This window comes from Escherichia sp. F1 (assembly GCF_046764225.1).
GTDB classification, from domain to species: domain Bacteria; phylum Pseudomonadota; class Gammaproteobacteria; order Enterobacterales; family Enterobacteriaceae; genus Escherichia; species Escherichia coli.
Genome location: NZ_CP177202.1, coordinates 4,615,038 through 4,633,437, shown reverse-complemented (window position 1 = coordinate 4,633,437; position 18,400 = coordinate 4,615,038). Strand labels below are relative to the sequence as shown.

The window sequence follows — 18,400 nt, the reverse complement described above, 5'->3', positions numbered from 1 at the left end:
CTCATGTTGCGTGGTGGTCGCTTTTACCACAGATGCGTTTATGCCAGTATGGTTTGTTGAATTTTTATTAAATCTGGGTTGAGCGTGTCGGGAGCAAGTGTGAGCAGCAAAGTGGAACAACTGCGTGCGCAGTTAAATGAACGTATTCTGGTGCTGGACGGCGGTATGGGCACCATGATCCAGAGCTATCGACTGAACGAAGCCGATTTTCGTGGTGAACGCTTTGCCGACTGGCCATGCGACCTCAAAGGCAACAACGACCTGCTGGTACTCAGTAAACCGGAAGTGATCGCCGCTATCCACAACGCCTACTTTGAAGCGGGCGCGGATATCATCGAAACCAACACCTTCAACTCCACGACCATTGCGATGGCGGATTACCAGATGGAATCCCTGTCAGCGGAAATCAACTTTGCGGCGGCGAAACTGGCGCGCGCCTGTGCTGATGAGTGGACCGCGCGCACGCCGGAGAAACCGCGCTACGTTGCCGGTGTTCTCGGCCCGACCAACCGCACGGCGTCTATTTCTCCGGACGTCAACGATCCGGCATTCCGCAACATCACTTTTGACCAGCTGGTGGCGGCCTATCGCGAATCCACCAAAGCGCTGGTGGAAGGTGGTGCGGATCTGATCCTGATTGAAACCGTTTTCGACACCCTTAACGCCAAAGCGGCGGTCTTTGCGGTGAAAACGGAGTTTGAAGCGCTGGGCGTTGAGCTGCCGATTATGATCTCCGGCACCATCACCGACGCCTCCGGGCGCACGCTCTCCGGGCAGACCACCGAAGCATTTTATAACTCTCTGCGCCACGCCGAAGCGCTGACTTTCGGCCTTAACTGTGCGCTGGGGCCAGACGAACTGCGCCAGTACGTGCAGGAATTATCACGGATTGCGGAATGCTACGTCACAGCGCACCCGAACGCCGGGCTACCCAACGCCTTTGGTGAGTACGATCTCGACGCCGACACGATGGCAAAACAGATACGTGAATGGGCGCAAGCGGGCTTTCTCAATATCGTCGGCGGCTGCTGTGGCACCACGCCACAGCATATTGCCGCGATGAGTCGTGCAGTAGAAGGATTAGCGCCGCGCAAACTGCCGGAAATCCCCGTAGCCTGCCGTTTGTCCGGCCTGGAGCCGCTGAACATTGGCGAAGATAGCCTGTTTGTGAACGTGGGTGAACGCACCAACGTCACCGGTTCCGCTAAGTTCAAGCGCCTGATCAAAGAAGAGAAATACAGCGAGGCACTGGATGTGGCCCGCCAGCAGGTGGAAAACGGCGCGCAGATTATCGATATCAATATGGATGAAGGGATGCTCGACGCCGAAGCGGCGATGGTGCGTTTTCTCAATCTGATTGCCGGTGAACCGGATATCGCTCGCGTGCCGATTATGATCGACTCCTCAAAATGGGATGTCATTGAAAAAGGTCTGAAGTGTATCCAGGGCAAAGGCATTGTTAACTCTATTTCGATGAAAGAAGGCGTCGACGCTTTTATCCATCACGCGAAATTGTTGCGTCGTTACGGTGCGGCAGTGGTGGTAATGGCCTTTGACGAACAGGGGCAGGCCGATACCCGCGCACGGAAAATCGAGATTTGCCGTCGGGCGTACAAAATCCTCACCGAGGAAGTCGGCTTCCCGGCGGAAGATATCATCTTCGACCCGAACATCTTCGCGGTCGCCACCGGCATTGAAGAGCACAACAACTATGCGCAGGACTTTATTGGCGCGTGTGAAGACATCAAACGTGAGCTGCCGCACGCGCTGATCTCCGGCGGCGTATCTAACGTTTCTTTCTCATTCCGTGGCAACGATCCGGTGCGCGAAGCCATTCACGCGGTGTTCCTCTACTACGCTATTCGCAATGGCATGGATATGGGGATCGTCAACGCCGGGCAACTGGCAATTTACGACGACCTACCCGCTGAACTGCGCGACGCGGTGGAAGATGTGATTCTTAACCGTCGCGACGATGGCACTGAGCGTTTACTGGAGCTTGCCGAGAAATATCGCGGCAGCAAAACCGACGACACCACCAACGCCCAGCAGGCGGAGTGGCGCTCGTGGGAAGTGAATAAACGTCTGGAATACTCGCTGGTCAAAGGCATTACCGAGTTTATCGAGCAGGATACCGAAGAAGCCCGCCAGCAGGCTACGCGCCCGATTGAAGTGATTGAAGGCCCGTTGATGGACGGCATGAACGTGGTCGGCGATCTGTTTGGCGAAGGGAAAATGTTCCTGCCACAGGTGGTCAAATCGGCGCGTGTGATGAAGCAGGCGGTGGCCTACCTCGAACCGTTTATTGAAGCCAGCAAAGAGCAGGGCAAAACCAACGGCAAGATGGTGATCGCCACCGTGAAGGGCGACGTCCACGACATCGGTAAAAATATCGTTGGTGTGGTGCTGCAATGTAACAACTACGAAATTGTCGATCTCGGCGTTATGGTGCCTGCGGAAAAAATTCTCCGTACCGCCAAAGAAGTGAATGCTGATTTGATTGGCCTTTCAGGATTGATCACGCCGTCGCTGGACGAGATGGTTAACGTGGCGAAAGAGATGGAGCGTCAGGGCTTCACCATTCCGCTATTGATTGGCGGCGCGACCACTTCTAAAGCGCACACGGCGGTGAAAATCGAGCAGAACTACAGCGGCCCGACGGTGTATGTGCAGAACGCTTCACGCACCGTTGGTGTGGTGGCTGCGCTGCTTTCCGACACTCAGCGTGATGATTTTGTCGCTCGTACCCGCAAGGAGTACGAAACCGTACGTATTCAGCACGGGCGCAAGAAACCGCGCACACCACCGGTCACGCTGGAAGCGGCGCGTGATAACGACTTCGCTTTTGACTGGCAGGCTTATACGCCGCCGGTGGCGCACCGTCTCGGCGTGCAGGAAGTCGAAGCCAGCATCGAAACGCTGCGTAATTACATCGACTGGACACCGTTCTTTATGACCTGGTCGCTGGCCGGGAAGTATCCGCGCATTCTGGAAGATGAAGTGGTAGGCGTTGAGGCGCAGCGGCTGTTTAAAGACGCCAACGACATGCTGGATAAATTAAGCGCCGAAAAAACGCTGAATCCGCGTGGCGTGGTGGGCCTGTTCCCGGCAAACCGTGTGGGCGATGACATTGAAATCTACCGTGACGAAACGCGTACCCATGTGATCAACGTCAGCCACCATCTGCGTCAACAGACCGAAAAAACCGGCTTCGCTAACTACTGTCTCGCTGACTTCGTTGCGCCGAAGCTTTCTGGTAAAGCAGATTACATCGGCGCATTTGCCGTGACTGGCGGGCTGGAAGAGGACGCACTGGCTGATGCCTTTGAAGCGCAGCACGATGATTACAACAAAATCATGGTGAAAGCGCTTGCCGACCGTTTAGCCGAAGCCTTTGCGGAGTATCTCCATGAGCGTGTGCGTAAAGTCTACTGGGGCTATGCGCCGAACGAGAACCTCAGCAACGAAGAACTGATCCGCGAAAACTACCAGGGCATCCGTCCGGCACCGGGCTATCCGGCCTGCCCGGAACATACGGAAAAAGCCACCATCTGGGAGCTGCTGGAAGTGGAAAAACACACTGGCATGAAACTCACAGAATCTTTCGCCATGTGGCCTGGTGCATCGGTTTCGGGTTGGTACTTCAGCCACCCGGACAGCAAGTATTACGCGGTGGCGCAAATCCAGCGCGATCAGGTTGAAGACTATGCCCGCCGTAAAGGTATGAGCGTCTCAGATGTTGAGCGCTGGCTGGCACCGAATCTGGGGTATGACGCGGACTGATTCACAAATCTGTCACTTTTCCTTACAACAAACAGGGCGCTCAATGAGTGCCCTGTCTCTTTATTAATATGAAACACTTATACTGGAATCAGGCTGGAATAATCTTAGCCGGAAAAACGAAGGTCAAAAGGCACAGTAAAGATGCCAGTCAGCGTGTTTCCGGTCCTTTGGTCATTCAATTGCTTCAGGAACATATAACGATAAGGAGAACCTGAACTCGTGTTAACGCTGCTTCACCTGCTTTCTGCCGTCGCCCTGCTGGTCTGGGGGACGCATATTGTTCGAACCGGCGTAATGCGCGTCTTCGGCGCGCGTTTGCGTACTGTCCTTAGCCGGAGCGTCGAAAAAAAGCCGCTCGCCTTTTGCGCGGGGATCGGCGTTACCGCACTGGTACAGAGCAGTAATGCCACCACCATGCTGGTGACCTCGTTCGTCGCTCAGGATCTGGTAGCCCTCGCACCGGCTCTGGTGATTGTGCTGGGTGCAGATGTCGGGACGGCGCTAATGGCGCGTATTCTCACCTTCGATTTATCCTGGCTGTCACCATTACTTATTTTTATCGGCGTGATTTTTTTCCTCGGACGCAAACAGTCACGCGCCGGGCAACTGGGCCGCGTCGGTATTGGTCTTGGGCTGATTTTGCTGGCGCTGGAGTTGATTGTGCAGGCCGTAACGCCGATCACCCAGGCAAACGGCGTTCAGGTGATCTTTGCCTCGCTGACCGGCGATATTCTGCTGGATGCGCTGATTGGCGCGATGTTCGCCATTATCAGCTACTCCAGCCTTGCTGCTGTACTGCTGACCGCGACTCTGACCGCTGCAGGCATTATCTCCTTCCCCGTGGCGCTCTGTCTGGTGATTGGTGCTAACCTCGGTTCCGGCCTGCTGGCGATGCTCAACAACAGTGCCGCCAATGCCGCAGCCCGCCGTGTCGCGCTGGGTAGTCTGCTGTTTAAGCTGGTGGGTAGCCTGATTATCCTGCCGTTTGTCCATTTGCTGGCAGAGACAATGGGGAAGTTGTCATTGCCAAAAGCGGAACTGGTGATCTATTTCCACGTCTTCTACAACCTTGTACGTTGCCTGGTCATGCTGCCATTTGTTGACCCGATGGCACGGTTTTGCAAAACGATTATTCGCGATGAACCGGAACTGGATACCCAGCTACGGCCTAAACATCTGGATGTCAGCGCGCTGGATACGCCCACGCTTGCTCTGGCGAACGCCGCGCGCGAAACCCTGCGCATTGGCGACGCCATGGAACAGATGATGGAAGGGTTGAATAAAGTGATGCACGGCGAGCCACGGCAGGAGAAAGAGCTGCGCAAGCTGGCGGATGATATCAACGTGCTCTATACCGCGATTAAACTTTATCTGGCGCGAATGCCAAAAGAGGAACTGGCAGAAGAAGAGTCGCGCCGCTGGGCGGAGATCATCGAAATGTCGCTAAACCTTGAACAGGCCTCCGATATCGTCGAGCGCATGGGTAGTGAAATTGCCGACAAATCGCTGGCTGCAAGGCGAGCATTTTCGCTTGATGGCTTGAAGGAACTGGATGCGCTCTATGAGCAATTGCTCAGTAATTTAAAACTGGCAATGTCGGTTTTCTTCTCTGGCGATGTTACCAGCGCCCGTCGTTTGCGCCGCAGCAAACATCGTTTTCGCATTCTTAATCGCCGCTATTCCCACGCCCACGTCGATCGCCTGCATCAGCAAAACGTGCAGAGTATTGAAACCAGTTCGCTACATTTAGGCTTATTGGGAGATATGCAACGTCTGAACTCGCTGTTTTGTTCAGTCGCTTACAGTGTGCTGGAACAGCCTGATGAAGATGAAGGACGGGACGAGTATTAATACTGCGCCCCTGAAGGCCTGATAAGACGCGTAAAGCGTCGCATCAGGCACTATGTACAAGATGCCGGATCATGCATCCGGCAATTCACTTAAAAACGGTGACCCGCTTCCAGCGGAACCGCTTCTTCACCAGCCTTAAACACATAAGTGGTGTTCGGGCCACCCAGCGTAGCGTGACCTTTACTCACCGTGATCCAGTTACCTTCCGGTAGACCAATAATTGTGAGTTCTGGCGCGACGACCAGCAGTTCGCGAATACGCTGCTCACGCGTTTCACCTTTATGGCCTTCCGGCAGCGCGTTGGTGAAGTGCGGGTTGATTTGCAACGGGAACAGATTCAGCGCATCGAAACCTTGCGGATCGACAATCGGCATATCGTTGGTGGTACGAATGGTTGGGCAAGCAAGGTTAGCGCCTGCGCTCCAGCCAATATACAGCGCGCCACGTTTAACCACGTCAGTAATTGGTGCCAGCAGCCCGCGCTCGCGGCACTGTTTCAGCAACTGGAAAGTATTACCGCCGCCGACAATCACGATCTCAGCATTTTCAATCGCGGCAACGGGATCGACAACGCTATGAATACCGGTGACAGAAACACCCAGCGGAGCGAGAACCGCAGCCGTTTTCGCTGTGTAATCATCCCAGGTCTGCGTTACGCCAGCGAAAGGGATAAACACCGCTGAGCGGCGACCCTGCAACTGTTCAGCAATTAGCGGCAGCGCATGTTCCAGCCAGGCTTTACCCGGCAGCGTCGAGTTACTCAATAAAAGCAGTTCCATTACTTCTCCGGTTAGTAAGAAATCACGGAAGGCATGCTACCACTGCGAATTTAACCACTTACTGACATGGCTCACGATGTCACGTATTGCACCGGGCGCTGAGACTGATGACAAACACAGCATTGCCTGATGCGCTACGCTTACCAGTCCTACCAGATAACTGCAATATATTGAATTTTCGAGATTATGTAGGCCGAATAAGGCTTCATTCCGCATCCGGCATAAACAATGTGTACTTTGCCACCAATTTGAGCGCCCCTTAAGGCGCTGATATTTTTTATCCTTCTCATGCAAATTGTGCTGCTTCAGCAATCAGCCGCACATCCGGTCGCGAAGTTGCCGCGGCGACCAGCCAGCGACATGCAGAGTTAAGTAGCGCGATTAATCATGGGAAATTGCCTCTGCATGAGTGAGCAGATATTGCTCCGCCTCACCGGACCAGATCCCCTGATGACGCGCCAGAATTGCCGCCAGTGCTTGATCCTGAATCTGCGTGAGTGACATAAGCGGCAGGTATTTCCCGGTATACACCAGCTTTTTGCCGCCGCCGACGGCAGGCAATTCAAGCGTGGTTTCGCCCGCGGCATTCAGCCCAAGAATATGTGTTACCACTTTTGCGGCCTGCACTTTTTTCTCTTCAATCAATTTGACTGCTGCGCGCATGTCATCGGTATTGCCGCCTGACGTGCCCACGTAGTGGGTAAATGCATAATGCACATCGTAGAAATTAATTGGCGCGCTGAAATGTTTATCCTGCGGTCCGGCGAAGAAATTCAGGCAACCATCTGTCGCCAGCAAGGAAGAGGCGAGAGTCACCAGTCCTTCATTAGGCACAAAGACGAAAATATCATCGAAGCCGTGACCGCCACTCAGTGCCATTAACGTATCAAATGCTGCATCGGCGGCATTGAGATAATGAATCAGTGTTTGCGGTTCTGATGGATAGTGCTTGCGCGCATAACTCAATTTGTCGTTGTCGGTATCGGTAATGACGAGCAGCGACGGGTTAACGGGTCCATGTAGCGCATAATCAATCGCCAACAGTCCCATTGGTCCGGTGCCGCCGAGGATCAGCGTGCGCCCTTGCGGGCGAATCCCCATCGTGTGGTTATAACTACCTTCCTGAAGATGATAGTTGGCGTTGAACGCGCCAATCACGCAGGAAAGCGGTTCAACCAGCGAGCCTTCAAAATAGGTTTCGCCGTCGTATGCCAGCAGGCAATCTTGTTCCATGACCTCGTTGGGAATAACCACATGCGTGGCTTCGCCGCCTACCCACGGGAAGGAGTAGCCGGGGCAGTCCGGGCGGTCGGGGAGTTGCAGGTTGGCCTGAATCACATAACGCTGACCCGGCTGGAATTTGTGCTGCCACTTTTTACCCACGGCCAGAATATCGCCGCAAAACTCGTGGCCGATGATGATGGGGTTGGTCGCCACATCGTCGGGTACTTTTTTATGGTTTTCACCCAGATTGGCCTCTTTCCAGGAAGAGAGGCACAGGCTGTCGGTGACCACCGTCGCGAGGATTTCATCCTCCTGCATTTCAGGAAGATCAAAGGTTTCCAGGCGTAAATCACGTTTACCATAAAGACGCAGAGCTGTTGTTTTCATAAACCACCTCATGTTGAGCGATGGCCCCGGCAGTCGTGCCGGGGCGAAGAATCAGGACAGGAAGCCCAGCGCATTGCCGATAATCCCTAAGCCAAACAGGGCGAAAATCAGCCATACCGGGTTAATTTTTTTGTTGAGCAGACGAACCATCAGTAGCGTCAGACCGAGCGCCAGCAAACCAGGGCAAAGTTGGTCGAGAATGTTCTGCACGGTCATGGTGACGGTGGAGCCATCGGCGGCATGCGTTTGTGAAACCACCAACGGTACGTTGATTGACGTCCATTTGGTCACCAGCACGCCCATCACAAACAGTCCGAGAATCGACGCGCCTTCGGTGAGTTTTTGCAGCACATTCCCGCCCATATCGCTGACGATATTCACCCCTTTGCGAAAGCCGAGCTGTAGGCCATACCACTTCATCGCCAGACGCACCGCATTGAAAATAAAGAAAAACAGCAGCGGGCCGAGAATGTTGCCCGAAAGTGCCAGAGATGCGCCGAGCGCGGCGGTAATCGGGCGCAGCGTTCCCTAGACCAGTGGATCGCCAACTCCTGCCAATGGTCCCATCAGACCGACTTTGATGCCGTTAATGGTACCGTCATCAATTTCCGCGCCGTTGGCCCGCGCCTCTTCCATGGCGGCAGTGACGCCGATGACCGGGCCACATACGGCTGGCGTGGTATTGAAGAACACCAGGTGTCGCCTGAGCGCCGCAACCTGATCCTCTTTTAATGGGTAAAGTCGCTTGATGGCGGGGATCATGTCGTAGCAAAAACCCAGCCCGTGAATACGTTCAAAGTTAAAGGACGCCTGTTGCAGGTTGGAGCGCAGAAACATGCTCACCAGATCGCTGCGTGTAATTTTTCTCTGTTCCATGATGGCTCCGTTAATCGTCAAGTTGGTCAAGGGCGGTGGAGGCGGTGGCCTGGAGTTGAGGTTCAGCTTTACGCCACTGTGGATTTAGCTGGATGTAGAGCAGGGCCATGATCACGCCGACGCCACCGAACGCCAGCAGACTGAGATCGAGGTAGCCACCTGCGAGGAAACCGAGGAAAAAGAAAGGCATCAAATATTTCACGCCCATCATACGTAGCACCATGGCGTAACCGACCACCACGATAAAACCGCCAGCAATCTGTAGTCCTCGGGTCACAAATTCGGGAATGGCGTTTAACATATTGCTGACCATATCGGCGCTGACGAACAGCGAGACAATCAGTGCCGGAATAGCAACGCGCAGCGCCTGCACGCCAAGCGCGGAGACATGCAGAATATCGAGAGTGCGAAACCGTGCTTCTTCCGCTGCTTTATCCGCCGCGTGCTGGAACACTACGGTGATGGTGCGGGCAAACACCGTCAGTACCTGGCCTGCAGCAGCCACAGGCAACGCGATGGCGATACCGGTGGCGATGCTTTGCTGACCAACGATAACCAGAATGGCGGAGATAATGCTGGCGAGCGCGGAATCCGGAGATTGCGCCGCGCCGACGTTCATCCAGCCGAGAGCTATCAATTCCAGCGTACCACCGAGTATTATTCCGGTTTTTAAATCACCGAGAATTAAACCAATCACCGTACAGGCAATTAACGGGCGATGAGTCTGAAATTCATCCAGCACGCTGCCCATTCCGGCAATACAGGAAAAAAGAAATATAGCAATGATTTGTAGGGTACTTATTTCCATGATTTGTCACCTTTTAAGTGTCGTCATCCCTGCCTGTTAAAGCATATGTACACAGGCGCTATTATTTAATTTGCGATTAACTGTTCGTTTATTTTGTCGATAATATTGATTGAGGGATCTGACGCTACGACGCGTAAATCCAGTATGACGCCAAGATTATTTAACTCATGAAATGCGTTAATATCATCATCATCTAATGAAACCGCTTTGGTTAACTGTTTTTTACCGGGCCGCCAGGCCATGCCGCCAATATTCAGGGTGTCTATTTTTACCCCCTGGCGAACCATCGCTAAGGCATCCTGTGGGCGAGTGAAAAGATAAAAAACGGTTTCGTCCTGATATTGCGGGTTGTGATAAACCGCGACGGCTTTTTCAATATTGACCACGTTAACCTTCATTCCCGGCGGGGCGGCCTGACGCAATAATGTCCGGCGAACTTCATCGTTATACACCTCGTCATTGCAGATAATAATGCGCTGGGCGTTAGCCACTTTCGACCAGACGGTTGTGACCTGGCCGTGGATCAGGCGGTCATCAATGCGGGCGAGCGTAATGTTCATCAGAAATCCTCCTCTGCCGTTGCCAGTTGTTTCCAGACAACGCAGGTTTGCTTTGCGATTTGCGTCAGGTGTTCACACAGTTCATCAACATTCATGCTGTCCTGGTTATCAACCAGTTCGAGCGCCAGTGGCAGGGAAAGGCCGCTGATCACCCGCAGGTGCGGATTGCGCATCGCAAGCGTCGCTGCTGCATTCCACGGGCTACCGCACTGTAAATCCACGGCGATTAGCCACTCGTCATGATTGTGAATGCTCACTAACTTCTCCAGCTTTGCCACAATGTCTCCGGCGTTCTCGCCGGGCACAAATTCAACTGCCTCGACCCTGGCATCGCCGTACACCATCTGAACCGATTCCAGCATGGCGCAGGCTAATTTGCCGTGGGCGCAAAAAATGGCATTGACCATAAAGCCTCCTTAGCCGCGCGTTTTGCCGCCTGCAATGTTAGTGGTTACTCCGGTGATATAGCTGGCGCGTTCAGACAGCAGATAACAAACAAAATCAGCCACTTCTGCTAATCTTCCGGCGCGCCCAATAGGAATGGAATTTTTGGTATAGCCTTCACGCAGCTGCTCGACGGTGATATTGCGCGTCCACGCCAGCGCTTCTTCATATTCCGGCGTGCGCAGTCCTGTTTTTTCCAGAATCCCTGGCGCGATACCGACCACACGGATACCGTGCTTACCCAGCTCTTTCGACCAGGAGCGCGTGAAGCTATTGAGCGCGGCTTTGGTCGCGGCGTAACAGCTTTGGCCTTCTGAGCCTTCCAGCCCACTTTCTGAGGAAACATTCACAATCACGCCATCATGTTGTTTGACCATCTGTCGCGCCACCGCCTGCGACATCAGAAAAACGCCTTTCTGGTTGATATTGACCATTTTTTCGAATGCAGCTTCGTTGAGTTCATACTGCCCGGCAGGCGCTTTCTCATCGACCAGCAGACGCGGGAAATTGACCCCGGCGTTATTGACCAGACCGTCGATGCGACCAAAACGCTGGATAATTTCCGCTACCGTATGATTTACCTCTTTGGCGCTGGAAATATCGGTCGGCCAAAACTGATAGCCTTTATGACCTTCATATTGACCATCGCCACCGTGAATATCGACCATCTGTACGTTTGCGCCTTGTGCTAATAATTCCTCTACAATCGCCAGACCAATACCGGATGCGCCGCCGGTGACGATAATGATTTTATCCTGCAAATTTAACCACGTTTGCATAACAGACTCCTGTTTTTAGATAATAGGGACCCGCCGTAATTTTTATTACGGTAAACATCGGGAAGATTTTTATTTCAGTAATAGTTCAGCTGTGCTGCTATTCGTTACCAGACAATTAATATATTTTCCACGCAGTGCACCAACAATTCCGCTGTATTTTTCTTCACTCATGGCAATGCCAATGGAATACCGCGCCTGCTTTAATTTATTCATTTCGATAGAGAGTGTTTTTTCGCTCATATTCGTTTCAACCATTGCGCCGTGAATATCAAAAAAGCGCGAGCAAATATCGCCAGCAACCTGGCGGGCATTCAGGTCGTCACTCTCTTCACCACCATAAAACGCATGCCAGTTAGCGCCGTCACGAATGGCCGGTGAGCCAATTCCCACCAGGGCGACATCCAGATTATCCCAGTAGGCAGAGATGGTTTTAAAGTGCTGAGACTGCATGATCCCATTACGAATTAAGGGGTTATCCAGTAGAGCCGGAAAATCCGCGAGATGCGATTCTCCTTTCAACTTCGCTGCCGCGCTGTAGGTTAATGTGTTTACATGATAGCGGCTTTCGAGTTTACCGGACGGTCCGCCAATAATTGGTACGCAGATTAACTGCCGCGATTGCCCCGCCTGCGGCAAGTTTTCAACCAGTGCGCTCACCGCGCGACCCCAGGAAAAACCGACAATATCGCCAGGCTCCAGCAAGCGATCCAGCAGTTGCGCGCCGTGTAACCCCATCATCGCCAGTTGAGTCTCTTCATCCTCATCATTTCCCGACACCACCACAACGTCTTTCAGGCCAAACTTTTGCTTCAGTTGCTGCTCCAGCCAGAGATTTTCGTTGTAGTCATAGTTGATGGCGATGGTGACAATTCCCTGATCGCGGCCTCGTTTAAGCAAGCGGCTGATGGTGGTGCGGTAAATACCCAGTTCGCGCGCGATTTGCGCCTGCGTCATATCCTGTTCGTAATAGAGTTGGGCAATCTTCACAATCAAACGGATATCGTCACTGTTTTCCATTGCCGCCTCCTGGTTCTGCACATTTGTGCAAATACGCTTTCTCACCGCTTGATCTGATATAACCCCATCATGATGGCCTTTCAAAGCGATTTTTCACTCTTTGCATGGGGAGAAATAGCGCTTTCTCTTGCACATTTGTTTCTCTGCCTAGTAGTCATCAGCACAGGTGTGCAGCGATTCGTAATATGTTGATTATCCTTATTTTGCCAGGCAAATTTGCATCGTACTTCCGGAGACACTTTTGTGATAAAAGGCGTGGCAGATCACATTTAATTTCGACGTTGCCGCATAACCCTGTTTTTCCCCGCTAAGAGGTACGGTATATTCCGCGTTTTACAGGAGAATTTATGCTGCCCGACTCATCAGTCCGTTTAAATAAATACATCAGCGAAAGCGGAATTTGCTCACGCCGCGAAGCGGATCGCTATATCGAGCAAGGCAATGTGTTCCTTAATGGCAAGCGAGCCACCATTGGCGATCAGGTGAAACCCGGCGACGTTGTGAAAGTAAACGGTCAGTTGATTGAGCCTCGGGAAGCCGAAGATTTGGTACTTATCGCCCTGAACAAGCCCGTCGGTATTGTCAGCACCACCGAAGATGGCGAGCGCGATAACATTGTCGATTTCGTTAACCACAGCAAACGCGTGTTCCCGATTGGCCGCCTGGATAAAGACTCCCAGGGGCTGATTTTCCTCACCAATCACGGCGATCTGGTGAATAAGATCCTCCGTGCGGGTAACGATCATGAGAAAGAGTATCTGGTGACGGTCGATAAACCGATTACCGATGAATTTATTCGTGGTATGGGGGCGGGGGTGCCGATCCTCGGGACGGTGACGAAAAAGTGCAAAGTCAAAAAAGAAGCGCCGTTTGTCTTCCGCATTACCCTGGTGCAGGGGCTGAACCGTCAGATCCGGCGCATGTGCGAGCACTTTGGTTACGAAGTGAAAAAGCTGGAACGTACGCGCATTATGAACGTCAGCTTAAGCGGCATTCCGCTGGGTGAGTGGCGCGATTTAACTGACGATGAGTTAATCGACCTCTTTAAGCTCATCGAAAATTCCTCTTCCGAGGCAAAACCTAAAACGAAGGCCAAACCGAAAACGGCGGGCATCAAACGTCCAGTCGTTAAGATGGAAAAAACGGCGGAAAAAGGCGGTCGCCCGGCGTCCAACGGTAAGCGTTTTACCTCGCCGGGGCGTAAAAAGAAGGGGCGTTAATCAGCGCCTGCCGCGCGTCGACGTATTTGCTGACCAGCTAAATGACGCCTCAGGATCCGGTTTATAAGCCTGCTTTTTCTTTAACTGGCGGGCTTTTTTCGCTTCAGCCTCACGCTCGACCATTAATTTATCGATGTACTCTTTCTTAATGCTGTTGGTTTCGGAGTTGGTCAGTACGCGACCATGCGCAATCCGCGCCCGATCCAGCAGTGTTTTAAGTTCACGCTGCTCGCGTTCAGTCATCTCTTTTTGGGTAATACGGGGGAGTGCCATGCTGGTGCCCTCAGTGAGCCAGAGAGTTCAGTGTACGGGAATTCGTTTGCGAGCAGAACTGATAATATTCATTTTGCCTTCTCTTAACTATTTATCTCTTTCGATAATTAATTAGAGATGCAGATAAAAAAATTAAAGGCAATTATTCTCCGATAAAGACGTTGGTTAACAGAGTACAGGCTCGTTTATTGATGAGCATAGTGACAAGAAAATCAATACGGCCCGAAATATAGCTTCCAGGCCATACAGTATTTACTCAAACAAATTACTATGCAGTTTTTGCACCACCTGCTCGGCATCTTCGCCGGGCACCAGGAAGCACAGGTTATGGCTGGATGCGCCGTAACAAATCATGCGAATGTTGAACGGTTCCAGTACGCCGAATACCTCTTTGCCAACGCCGCAGGCTTTTGACAGGTCATTGCCAATCAACGCGACCAGCGCCAGACCTTCCTCCACTTCTACCCGGCATAGTGCAGACAGCTCCATCAGCAGAGATTGCGTCAGCAAGGTATCGCCAGTGGAGGTTGAACCGGTGGTATCAAGGGTTAATGCCACGCTCACTTCTGACGTGGTGATTAAGTCTACCGAAATATTATGCCGCGCGAGGATGCCGAAAACTTCCGCGAGGAAACCGCGAGAATGCAGCATATTCAGGCTGTGCAAAGTGAGCAGAGTCTGATTGCGACGAAGCGCCAGCGCGCGGAATAGCGGCGGATTTTCAGTTTTATTGCACACCAGCGTACCACCTGCGCGTGGGTCTTTGCTGGAGCCAACAAAGACCGGGATATCGCTACGTACTGCGGGTAGCAACGTTGCCGGATGCAGTACTTTTGCACCAAAAGTTGCCATCTCTGCCGCTTCGGCAAACGCGATTTCATCAATGCGTTTTGCTGCGGAAACCACGCGTGGATCGGTGGTGTAGATGCCCGGGACGTCGGTCCAGATATCAACACGAGATGCGTGTAAAGCCTCCGCCAGCAAGGCTGCCGTATAATCGCTGCCTCCACGGCCAAGCGTCGTTGTCCGACCTTTATTTTCGCTACCGATAAATCCCTGGGTGATCACTAAGCCTTCATTGAGGCGTGGGAGCAGCTGCAGCGCGGCCAGTTCCGCCAGCGCGGCTACATCTGGCTCTGCACGACCAAATCGGTCGTTGGTACGCATCACTTTACGTACATCAAACCACTGTGCCTGAACATCGCGTTCGCGCAGGATTTCGACAAACAGCAGGGTCGACATCAGCTCGCCGTGGCTGACCAGTTCATCTGTCAGCGCCGGAGACGTTGCCAGCGCCGCCGCTTCTGCCAGAACAGTAATGTTCTCCAGCAGACGTTCAATCTCTTCACGGATAACGTTCGGGTAACGCAGACGTTCCAGAATGGCAAACTGGATATTGCGGATTGCGTCGAGTTTTTCGAATCGCTCGCCAGGTTCCAGTCCTTCAGCTAAAGCGACCAGCAGATTAGTGATACCAGCAGAAGCCGAGAGGACAACTAAACGTACGTTGGCATCAGAAAGCACAATATCAGCGCTGCGGTTCATGGCGTCAAAATCAGCTACGCTGGTACCGCCAAATTTGGAGACAACAATTTCAGACATAACTACCTCGTGTCAGGGGATCCATTTTCAGCCTTGGCACAAGGGAAGAGCGGAAGACGGGTGGGCGCAGAGCGATACTTCGCTACTATTTTCACCCAGAAGTGCTCCACCACTTGCGAAACGCCCGACTGCGAACGCTTCTGGTGACAACCCAGGGGATTCAGCCCCTGTAGCCGATGATGAACGTGGCCAGCCGTTCAATCACCTCGGCGATGCACCCCCTCAGGTGTTATCACAGGACTGGCTCCTCCAACACCGTTACTTGGGCAACGCGCCTCTTCTGGCCTGCGCTAGCGCAGGTAGTACATTTATAAATAAAGGGTGAGCGGGGCGGTTGTCAACGATGGGGTCATGCGGATTTTTCATCCACTCCTGGCGGTCAGTAGTTCAGCTAATAAATGCTTCACTGCGCTAAGGGTTTACACTCAACATTACGCTAACGGCACTAAAACCATCACATTTTTCTGTGACTGGCGCTACAATCTTCCAAAGTCACAATTCTCAAAATCAGAAGAGTATTGCTAATGAAAAACATCAATCCAACGCAGACCGCTGCCTGGCAGGCACTACAGAAACACTTCGATGAAATGAAAGACGTTACGATCGCCGATCTTTTTGCTAAAGACGGCGATCGTTTTTCTAAGTTCTCTGCAACCTTCGACGATCAGATGCTGGTGGATTACTCCAAAAACCGCATCACTGAAGAGACGCTGGCGAAATTACAGGATCTGGCGAAAGAGTGCGATCTGGCGGGCGCGATTAAGTCGATGTTCTCTGGCGAGAAGATCAACCGCACTGAAAACCGCGCCGTGCTGCACGTAGCGCTGCGTAACCGTAGCAATACCCCGATTCTGGTTGATGGCAAAGACGTAATGCCAGAAGTCAACGCGGTGCTGGAGAAGATGAAAACCTTCTCGGAAGCGATTATTTCCGGTGAGTGGAAGGGTTATACCGGCAAAGCAATCACTGACGTAGTGAACATCGGGATCGGTGGTTCTGACCTCGGCCCGTACATGGTGACCGAAGCACTGCGTCCGTACAAAAATCACCTGAACATGCACTTTGTTTCTAACGTCGATGGGACTCACATCGCGGAAGTGCTGAAAAAAGTAAACCCGGAAACCACGTTGTTCCTGGTCGCCTCTAAAACCTTCACCACTCAGGAAACTATGACCAACGCCCATAGCGCGCGTGACTGGTTCCTGAAAGCGGCAGGTGATGAAAAACACGTTGCGAAACACTTTGCGGCGCTCTCCACCAATGCCAAAGCCGTTGGTGAGTTTGGTATTGATACCGCCAACATGTTCGAGTTCTGGGACTGGGTCGGCGGTCGTTACTCTTTGTGGTCAGCGATTGGCCTGTCGATTGTTCTCTCCATCGGCTTTGATAACTTCGTTGAACTGCTTTCTGGCGCACACGCGATGGACAAGCATTTCTCCACCACGCCTGCCGAGAAAAACCTGCCTGTACTGCTGGCGCTGATTGGCATCTGGTACAACAATTTCTTTGGTGCGGAAACTGAAGCGATTCTGCCGTATGACCAGTATATGCACCGTTTCGCGGCGTACTTCCAGCAGGGCAATATGGAGTCCAACGGTAAGTATGTTGACCGTAACGGTAACGTTGTGGATTACCAGACTGGCCCGATTATCTGGGGTGAACCAGGTACTAACGGTCAGCACGCGTTCTACCAGCTGATCCACCAGGGAACCAAAATGGTACCGTGCGATTTCATCGCTCCGGCTATCACCCATAACCCGCTCTCTGATCATCACCAGAAACTGCTGTCTAACTTCTTCGCTCAGACCGAAGCGCTGGCGTTTGGTAAATCCCGCGAAGTGGTTGAGCAGGAATATCGCGATCAGGGTAAAGATCCGGCAACGCTTGACTACGTGGTGCCGTTCAAAGTATTCGAAGGTAACCGCCCGACCAACTCCATCCTGCTGCGCGAAATCACTCCGTTCAGCCTGGGTGCGTTGATTGCGCTGTATGAGCACAAAATCTTTACTCAGGGCGTGCTCCTGAACATCTTCACCTTCGACCAGTGGGGCGTGGAGCTGGGTAAACAACTGGCGAACCGTATTCTGCCAGAGCTGAAAGATGATAAAGAAATCAGCAGCCACGATAGCTCGACCAATGGTCTGATTAACCGCTATAAAGCGTGGCGCGGTTAATTAAATAACCTTAATAAAAATGCCGACGTTATGTCGGCATTTTTTATCAGATAAATCCCCTTGTCTGTAATTTAACGGAAATCATACCGTGAGGTTAATCCTAAAATAGATTTTTAATCGTTGTTTATTTCGGAAAATACGCAGATTAATTACTTTTGTTTTTATTTTAAGTTTATGATTTTTATTGTTATTTAAATATAAGTTGAAACTTATATTTGATATTCATTCCAATTATCCTAAAACGCCATCGCTAATTCCCTGCGCCGTAATTCGCATGCTTTAGTTGTGTATACTCGATCCCGCCCGAAATGTTTTTGGGTAAATCTCCATTCATTCAATGAAGGGAAATTGTTATGAAAAAAGTTCTGTATGGCATTTTTGCCATATCTGCGCTTGCGGCGACTTCTGCGTGGGCTGCACCTGTACAGGTGGGCGAAGCGGCAGGGTCGGCAGCAACGTCGGTTTCGGCGGGGAGTTCCTCCGCGACCAGCGTCAGCACCGTAAGCTCGGCGGTGGGTGTCGCGCTCGCGGCAACCGGTGGCGGTGATGGTTCTAATACCGGGACCACAACAACCACGACCACCAGTACCCAGTAATAAAGTATGTATCCCCAAAATAATTCG

The 18,400-nt window shown here is 52.2% G+C and carries 14 protein-coding genes, 1 pseudogene and 1 riboswitch; of the genes and pseudogenes, 5 read left to right on the top strand and 10 right to left on the bottom strand.

What is annotated here, in order from left to right; genetic code table 11:
- Positions 1 to 99 precede the first annotated feature (99 nt).
- Entirely contained in the window at positions 100 to 3,783 is a 3,684-nt protein-coding gene (gene metH, locus ACK8NJ_RS22210; RefSeq protein WP_411961985.1) for a methionine synthase, read from the top strand.
- A gap of 219 nt (positions 3,784 to 4,002) precedes the next feature.
- Complete coding sequence (locus ACK8NJ_RS22205; protein ID WP_000956830.1) at positions 4,003 to 5,634, top strand: Na/Pi cotransporter family protein; 1,632 nt, start codon at positions 4,003 to 4,005, stop codon at positions 5,632 to 5,634.
- 89 nt (positions 5,635 to 5,723) lie between these two features.
- Here the strand turns inward: ACK8NJ_RS22205 and pepE are convergent, their stop codons facing one another.
- From pepE to ACK8NJ_RS22165, 8 genes and pseudogenes are all read right to left on the bottom strand, one after another.
- Positions 5,724 to 6,413, bottom strand: a complete 690-nt coding sequence (gene pepE / locus ACK8NJ_RS22200) for a dipeptidase PepE (protein ID WP_000421763.1) — start codon at positions 6,411 to 6,413, stop codon at positions 5,724 to 5,726.
- A gap of 381 nt (positions 6,414 to 6,794) precedes the next feature.
- The gene (gene sorE, locus ACK8NJ_RS22195) at positions 6,795 to 8,024 is read right to left on the bottom strand and encodes an L-sorbose 1-phosphate reductase (protein WP_000858557.1); all 1,230 of its coding nucleotides are present in this window, start codon (positions 8,022 to 8,024) and stop codon (positions 6,795 to 6,797) included.
- A 51-nt stretch (positions 8,025 to 8,075) separates the two neighbouring features.
- A pseudogene (locus ACK8NJ_RS22190) lies at positions 8,076 to 8,900 on the bottom strand (PTS system mannose/fructose/sorbose family transporter subunit IID).
- Between the two features lie 10 nt (positions 8,901 to 8,910).
- Positions 8,911 to 9,708: a PTS mannose/fructose/sorbose transporter subunit IIC gene (locus ACK8NJ_RS22185; protein WP_000406313.1), complete on the bottom strand. Its 798-nt coding sequence runs from the start codon at positions 9,706 to 9,708 to the stop codon at positions 8,911 to 8,913.
- A gap of 65 nt (positions 9,709 to 9,773) precedes the next feature.
- Positions 9,774 to 10,268 carry a PTS system mannose/fructose/N-acetylgalactosamine-transporter subunit IIB gene (locus ACK8NJ_RS22180; protein ID WP_001027849.1) on the bottom strand — a complete coding sequence of 165 codons (495 nt, stop codon included), beginning with the start codon at positions 10,266 to 10,268 and terminating at the stop codon, positions 9,774 to 9,776.
- Positions 10,268 to 10,675: a mannose/fructose/sorbose PTS transporter subunit IIA gene (locus ACK8NJ_RS22175; RefSeq protein WP_000245625.1), complete on the bottom strand. Its 408-nt coding sequence runs from the start codon at positions 10,673 to 10,675 to the stop codon at positions 10,268 to 10,270. The genes ACK8NJ_RS22180 and ACK8NJ_RS22175 overlap by 1 nt, the downstream gene beginning before the upstream one ends.
- A gap of 9 nt (positions 10,676 to 10,684) precedes the next feature.
- A complete protein-coding gene (locus tag ACK8NJ_RS22170) occupies positions 10,685 to 11,491 on the bottom strand; it encodes an SDR family oxidoreductase (RefSeq protein ID WP_001195425.1) in 807 nt (268 codons plus the stop codon).
- A gap of 69 nt (positions 11,492 to 11,560) precedes the next feature.
- Positions 11,561 to 12,508, bottom strand: coding sequence for a sugar-binding transcriptional regulator (locus tag ACK8NJ_RS22165; RefSeq protein WP_000431660.1), 948 nt, complete (start codon positions 12,506 to 12,508; stop codon positions 11,561 to 11,563).
- A 347-nt stretch (positions 12,509 to 12,855) separates the two neighbouring features.
- Between ACK8NJ_RS22165 and rluF the strand changes: the two genes are divergently transcribed.
- Positions 12,856 to 13,728 carry a 23S rRNA pseudouridine(2604) synthase RluF gene (gene rluF, locus ACK8NJ_RS22160; RefSeq protein WP_000936367.1) on the top strand — a complete coding sequence of 291 codons (873 nt, stop codon included), beginning with the start codon at positions 12,856 to 12,858 and terminating at the stop codon, positions 13,726 to 13,728.
- On the opposite strand, the gene ACK8NJ_RS22155 is transcribed toward rluF, so the two are convergent.
- A complete protein-coding gene (locus tag ACK8NJ_RS22155; RefSeq protein ID WP_001207638.1) occupies positions 13,729 to 14,001 on the bottom strand; it encodes a DUF3811 domain-containing protein in 273 nt (90 codons plus the stop codon).
- A 252-nt stretch (positions 14,002 to 14,253) separates the two neighbouring features.
- The gene (gene lysC / locus ACK8NJ_RS22150) at positions 14,254 to 15,603 is read right to left on the bottom strand and encodes a lysine-sensitive aspartokinase 3 (RefSeq protein WP_001290322.1); all 1,350 of its coding nucleotides are present in this window, start codon (positions 15,601 to 15,603) and stop codon (positions 14,254 to 14,256) included.
- A 91-nt stretch (positions 15,604 to 15,694) separates the two neighbouring features.
- A riboswitch (Lysine riboswitch) is annotated at positions 15,695 to 15,891 on the bottom strand.
- Positions 15,892 to 16,127: 236 nt separating this feature from the next.
- Here lysC and pgi point away from each other — a divergent pair.
- Together pgi and yjbE are read left to right on the top strand one after the other, a co-directional pair.
- Positions 16,128 to 17,777, top strand: coding sequence for a glucose-6-phosphate isomerase (gene pgi / locus ACK8NJ_RS22145; RefSeq protein ID WP_021501419.1), 1,650 nt, complete (start codon positions 16,128 to 16,130; stop codon positions 17,775 to 17,777).
- A 353-nt stretch (positions 17,778 to 18,130) separates the two neighbouring features.
- Positions 18,131 to 18,373, top strand: a complete 243-nt coding sequence (gene yjbE, locus ACK8NJ_RS22140; RefSeq protein WP_000757333.1) for an exopolysaccharide production protein YjbE — start codon at positions 18,131 to 18,133, stop codon at positions 18,371 to 18,373.
- The last annotated feature ends 27 nt before the right edge of the window (positions 18,374 to 18,400 follow it).

Excerpts from the sequence above, each read along its gene's own strand:
- sorE (WP_000858557.1), bottom strand. The coding sequence starts at position 8,024 with ATGAAAACAACAGCTCTGCGTCTTTATGGTAAACGTGATTTACGCCTG.
- rluF (WP_000936367.1), top strand. The coding sequence starts at position 12,856 with ATGCTGCCCGACTCATCAGTCCGTTTAAATAAATACATCAGCGAAAGC.
- pgi (WP_021501419.1), top strand. The coding sequence starts at position 16,128 with ATGAAAAACATCAATCCAACGCAGACCGCTGCCTGGCAGGCACTACAG.
- ACK8NJ_RS22165 (WP_000431660.1), bottom strand. The coding sequence starts at position 12,508 with ATGGAAAACAGTGACGATATCCGTTTGATTGTGAAGATTGCCCAACTC.
- yjbE (WP_000757333.1), top strand. The coding sequence starts at position 18,131 with ATGAAAAAAGTTCTGTATGGCATTTTTGCCATATCTGCGCTTGCGGCG.
- ACK8NJ_RS22155 (WP_001207638.1), bottom strand. The coding sequence starts at position 14,001 with ATGGCACTCCCCCGTATTACCCAAAAAGAGATGACTGAACGCGAGCAG.
- ACK8NJ_RS22185 (WP_000406313.1), bottom strand. The coding sequence starts at position 9,708 with ATGGAAATAAGTACCCTACAAATCATTGCTATATTTCTTTTTTCCTGT.
- pepE (WP_000421763.1), bottom strand. The coding sequence starts at position 6,413 with ATGGAACTGCTTTTATTGAGTAACTCGACGCTGCCGGGTAAAGCCTGG.
- ACK8NJ_RS22170 (WP_001195425.1), bottom strand. The coding sequence starts at position 11,491 with ATGCAAACGTGGTTAAATTTGCAGGATAAAATCATTATCGTCACCGGC.
- ACK8NJ_RS22175 (WP_000245625.1), bottom strand. The coding sequence starts at position 10,675 with ATGGTCAATGCCATTTTTTGCGCCCACGGCAAATTAGCCTGCGCCATG.
- ACK8NJ_RS22180 (WP_001027849.1), bottom strand. The coding sequence starts at position 10,268 with ATGAACATTACGCTCGCCCGCATTGATGACCGCCTGATCCACGGCCAG.
- lysC (WP_001290322.1), bottom strand. The coding sequence starts at position 15,603 with ATGTCTGAAATTGTTGTCTCCAAATTTGGCGGTACCAGCGTAGCTGAT.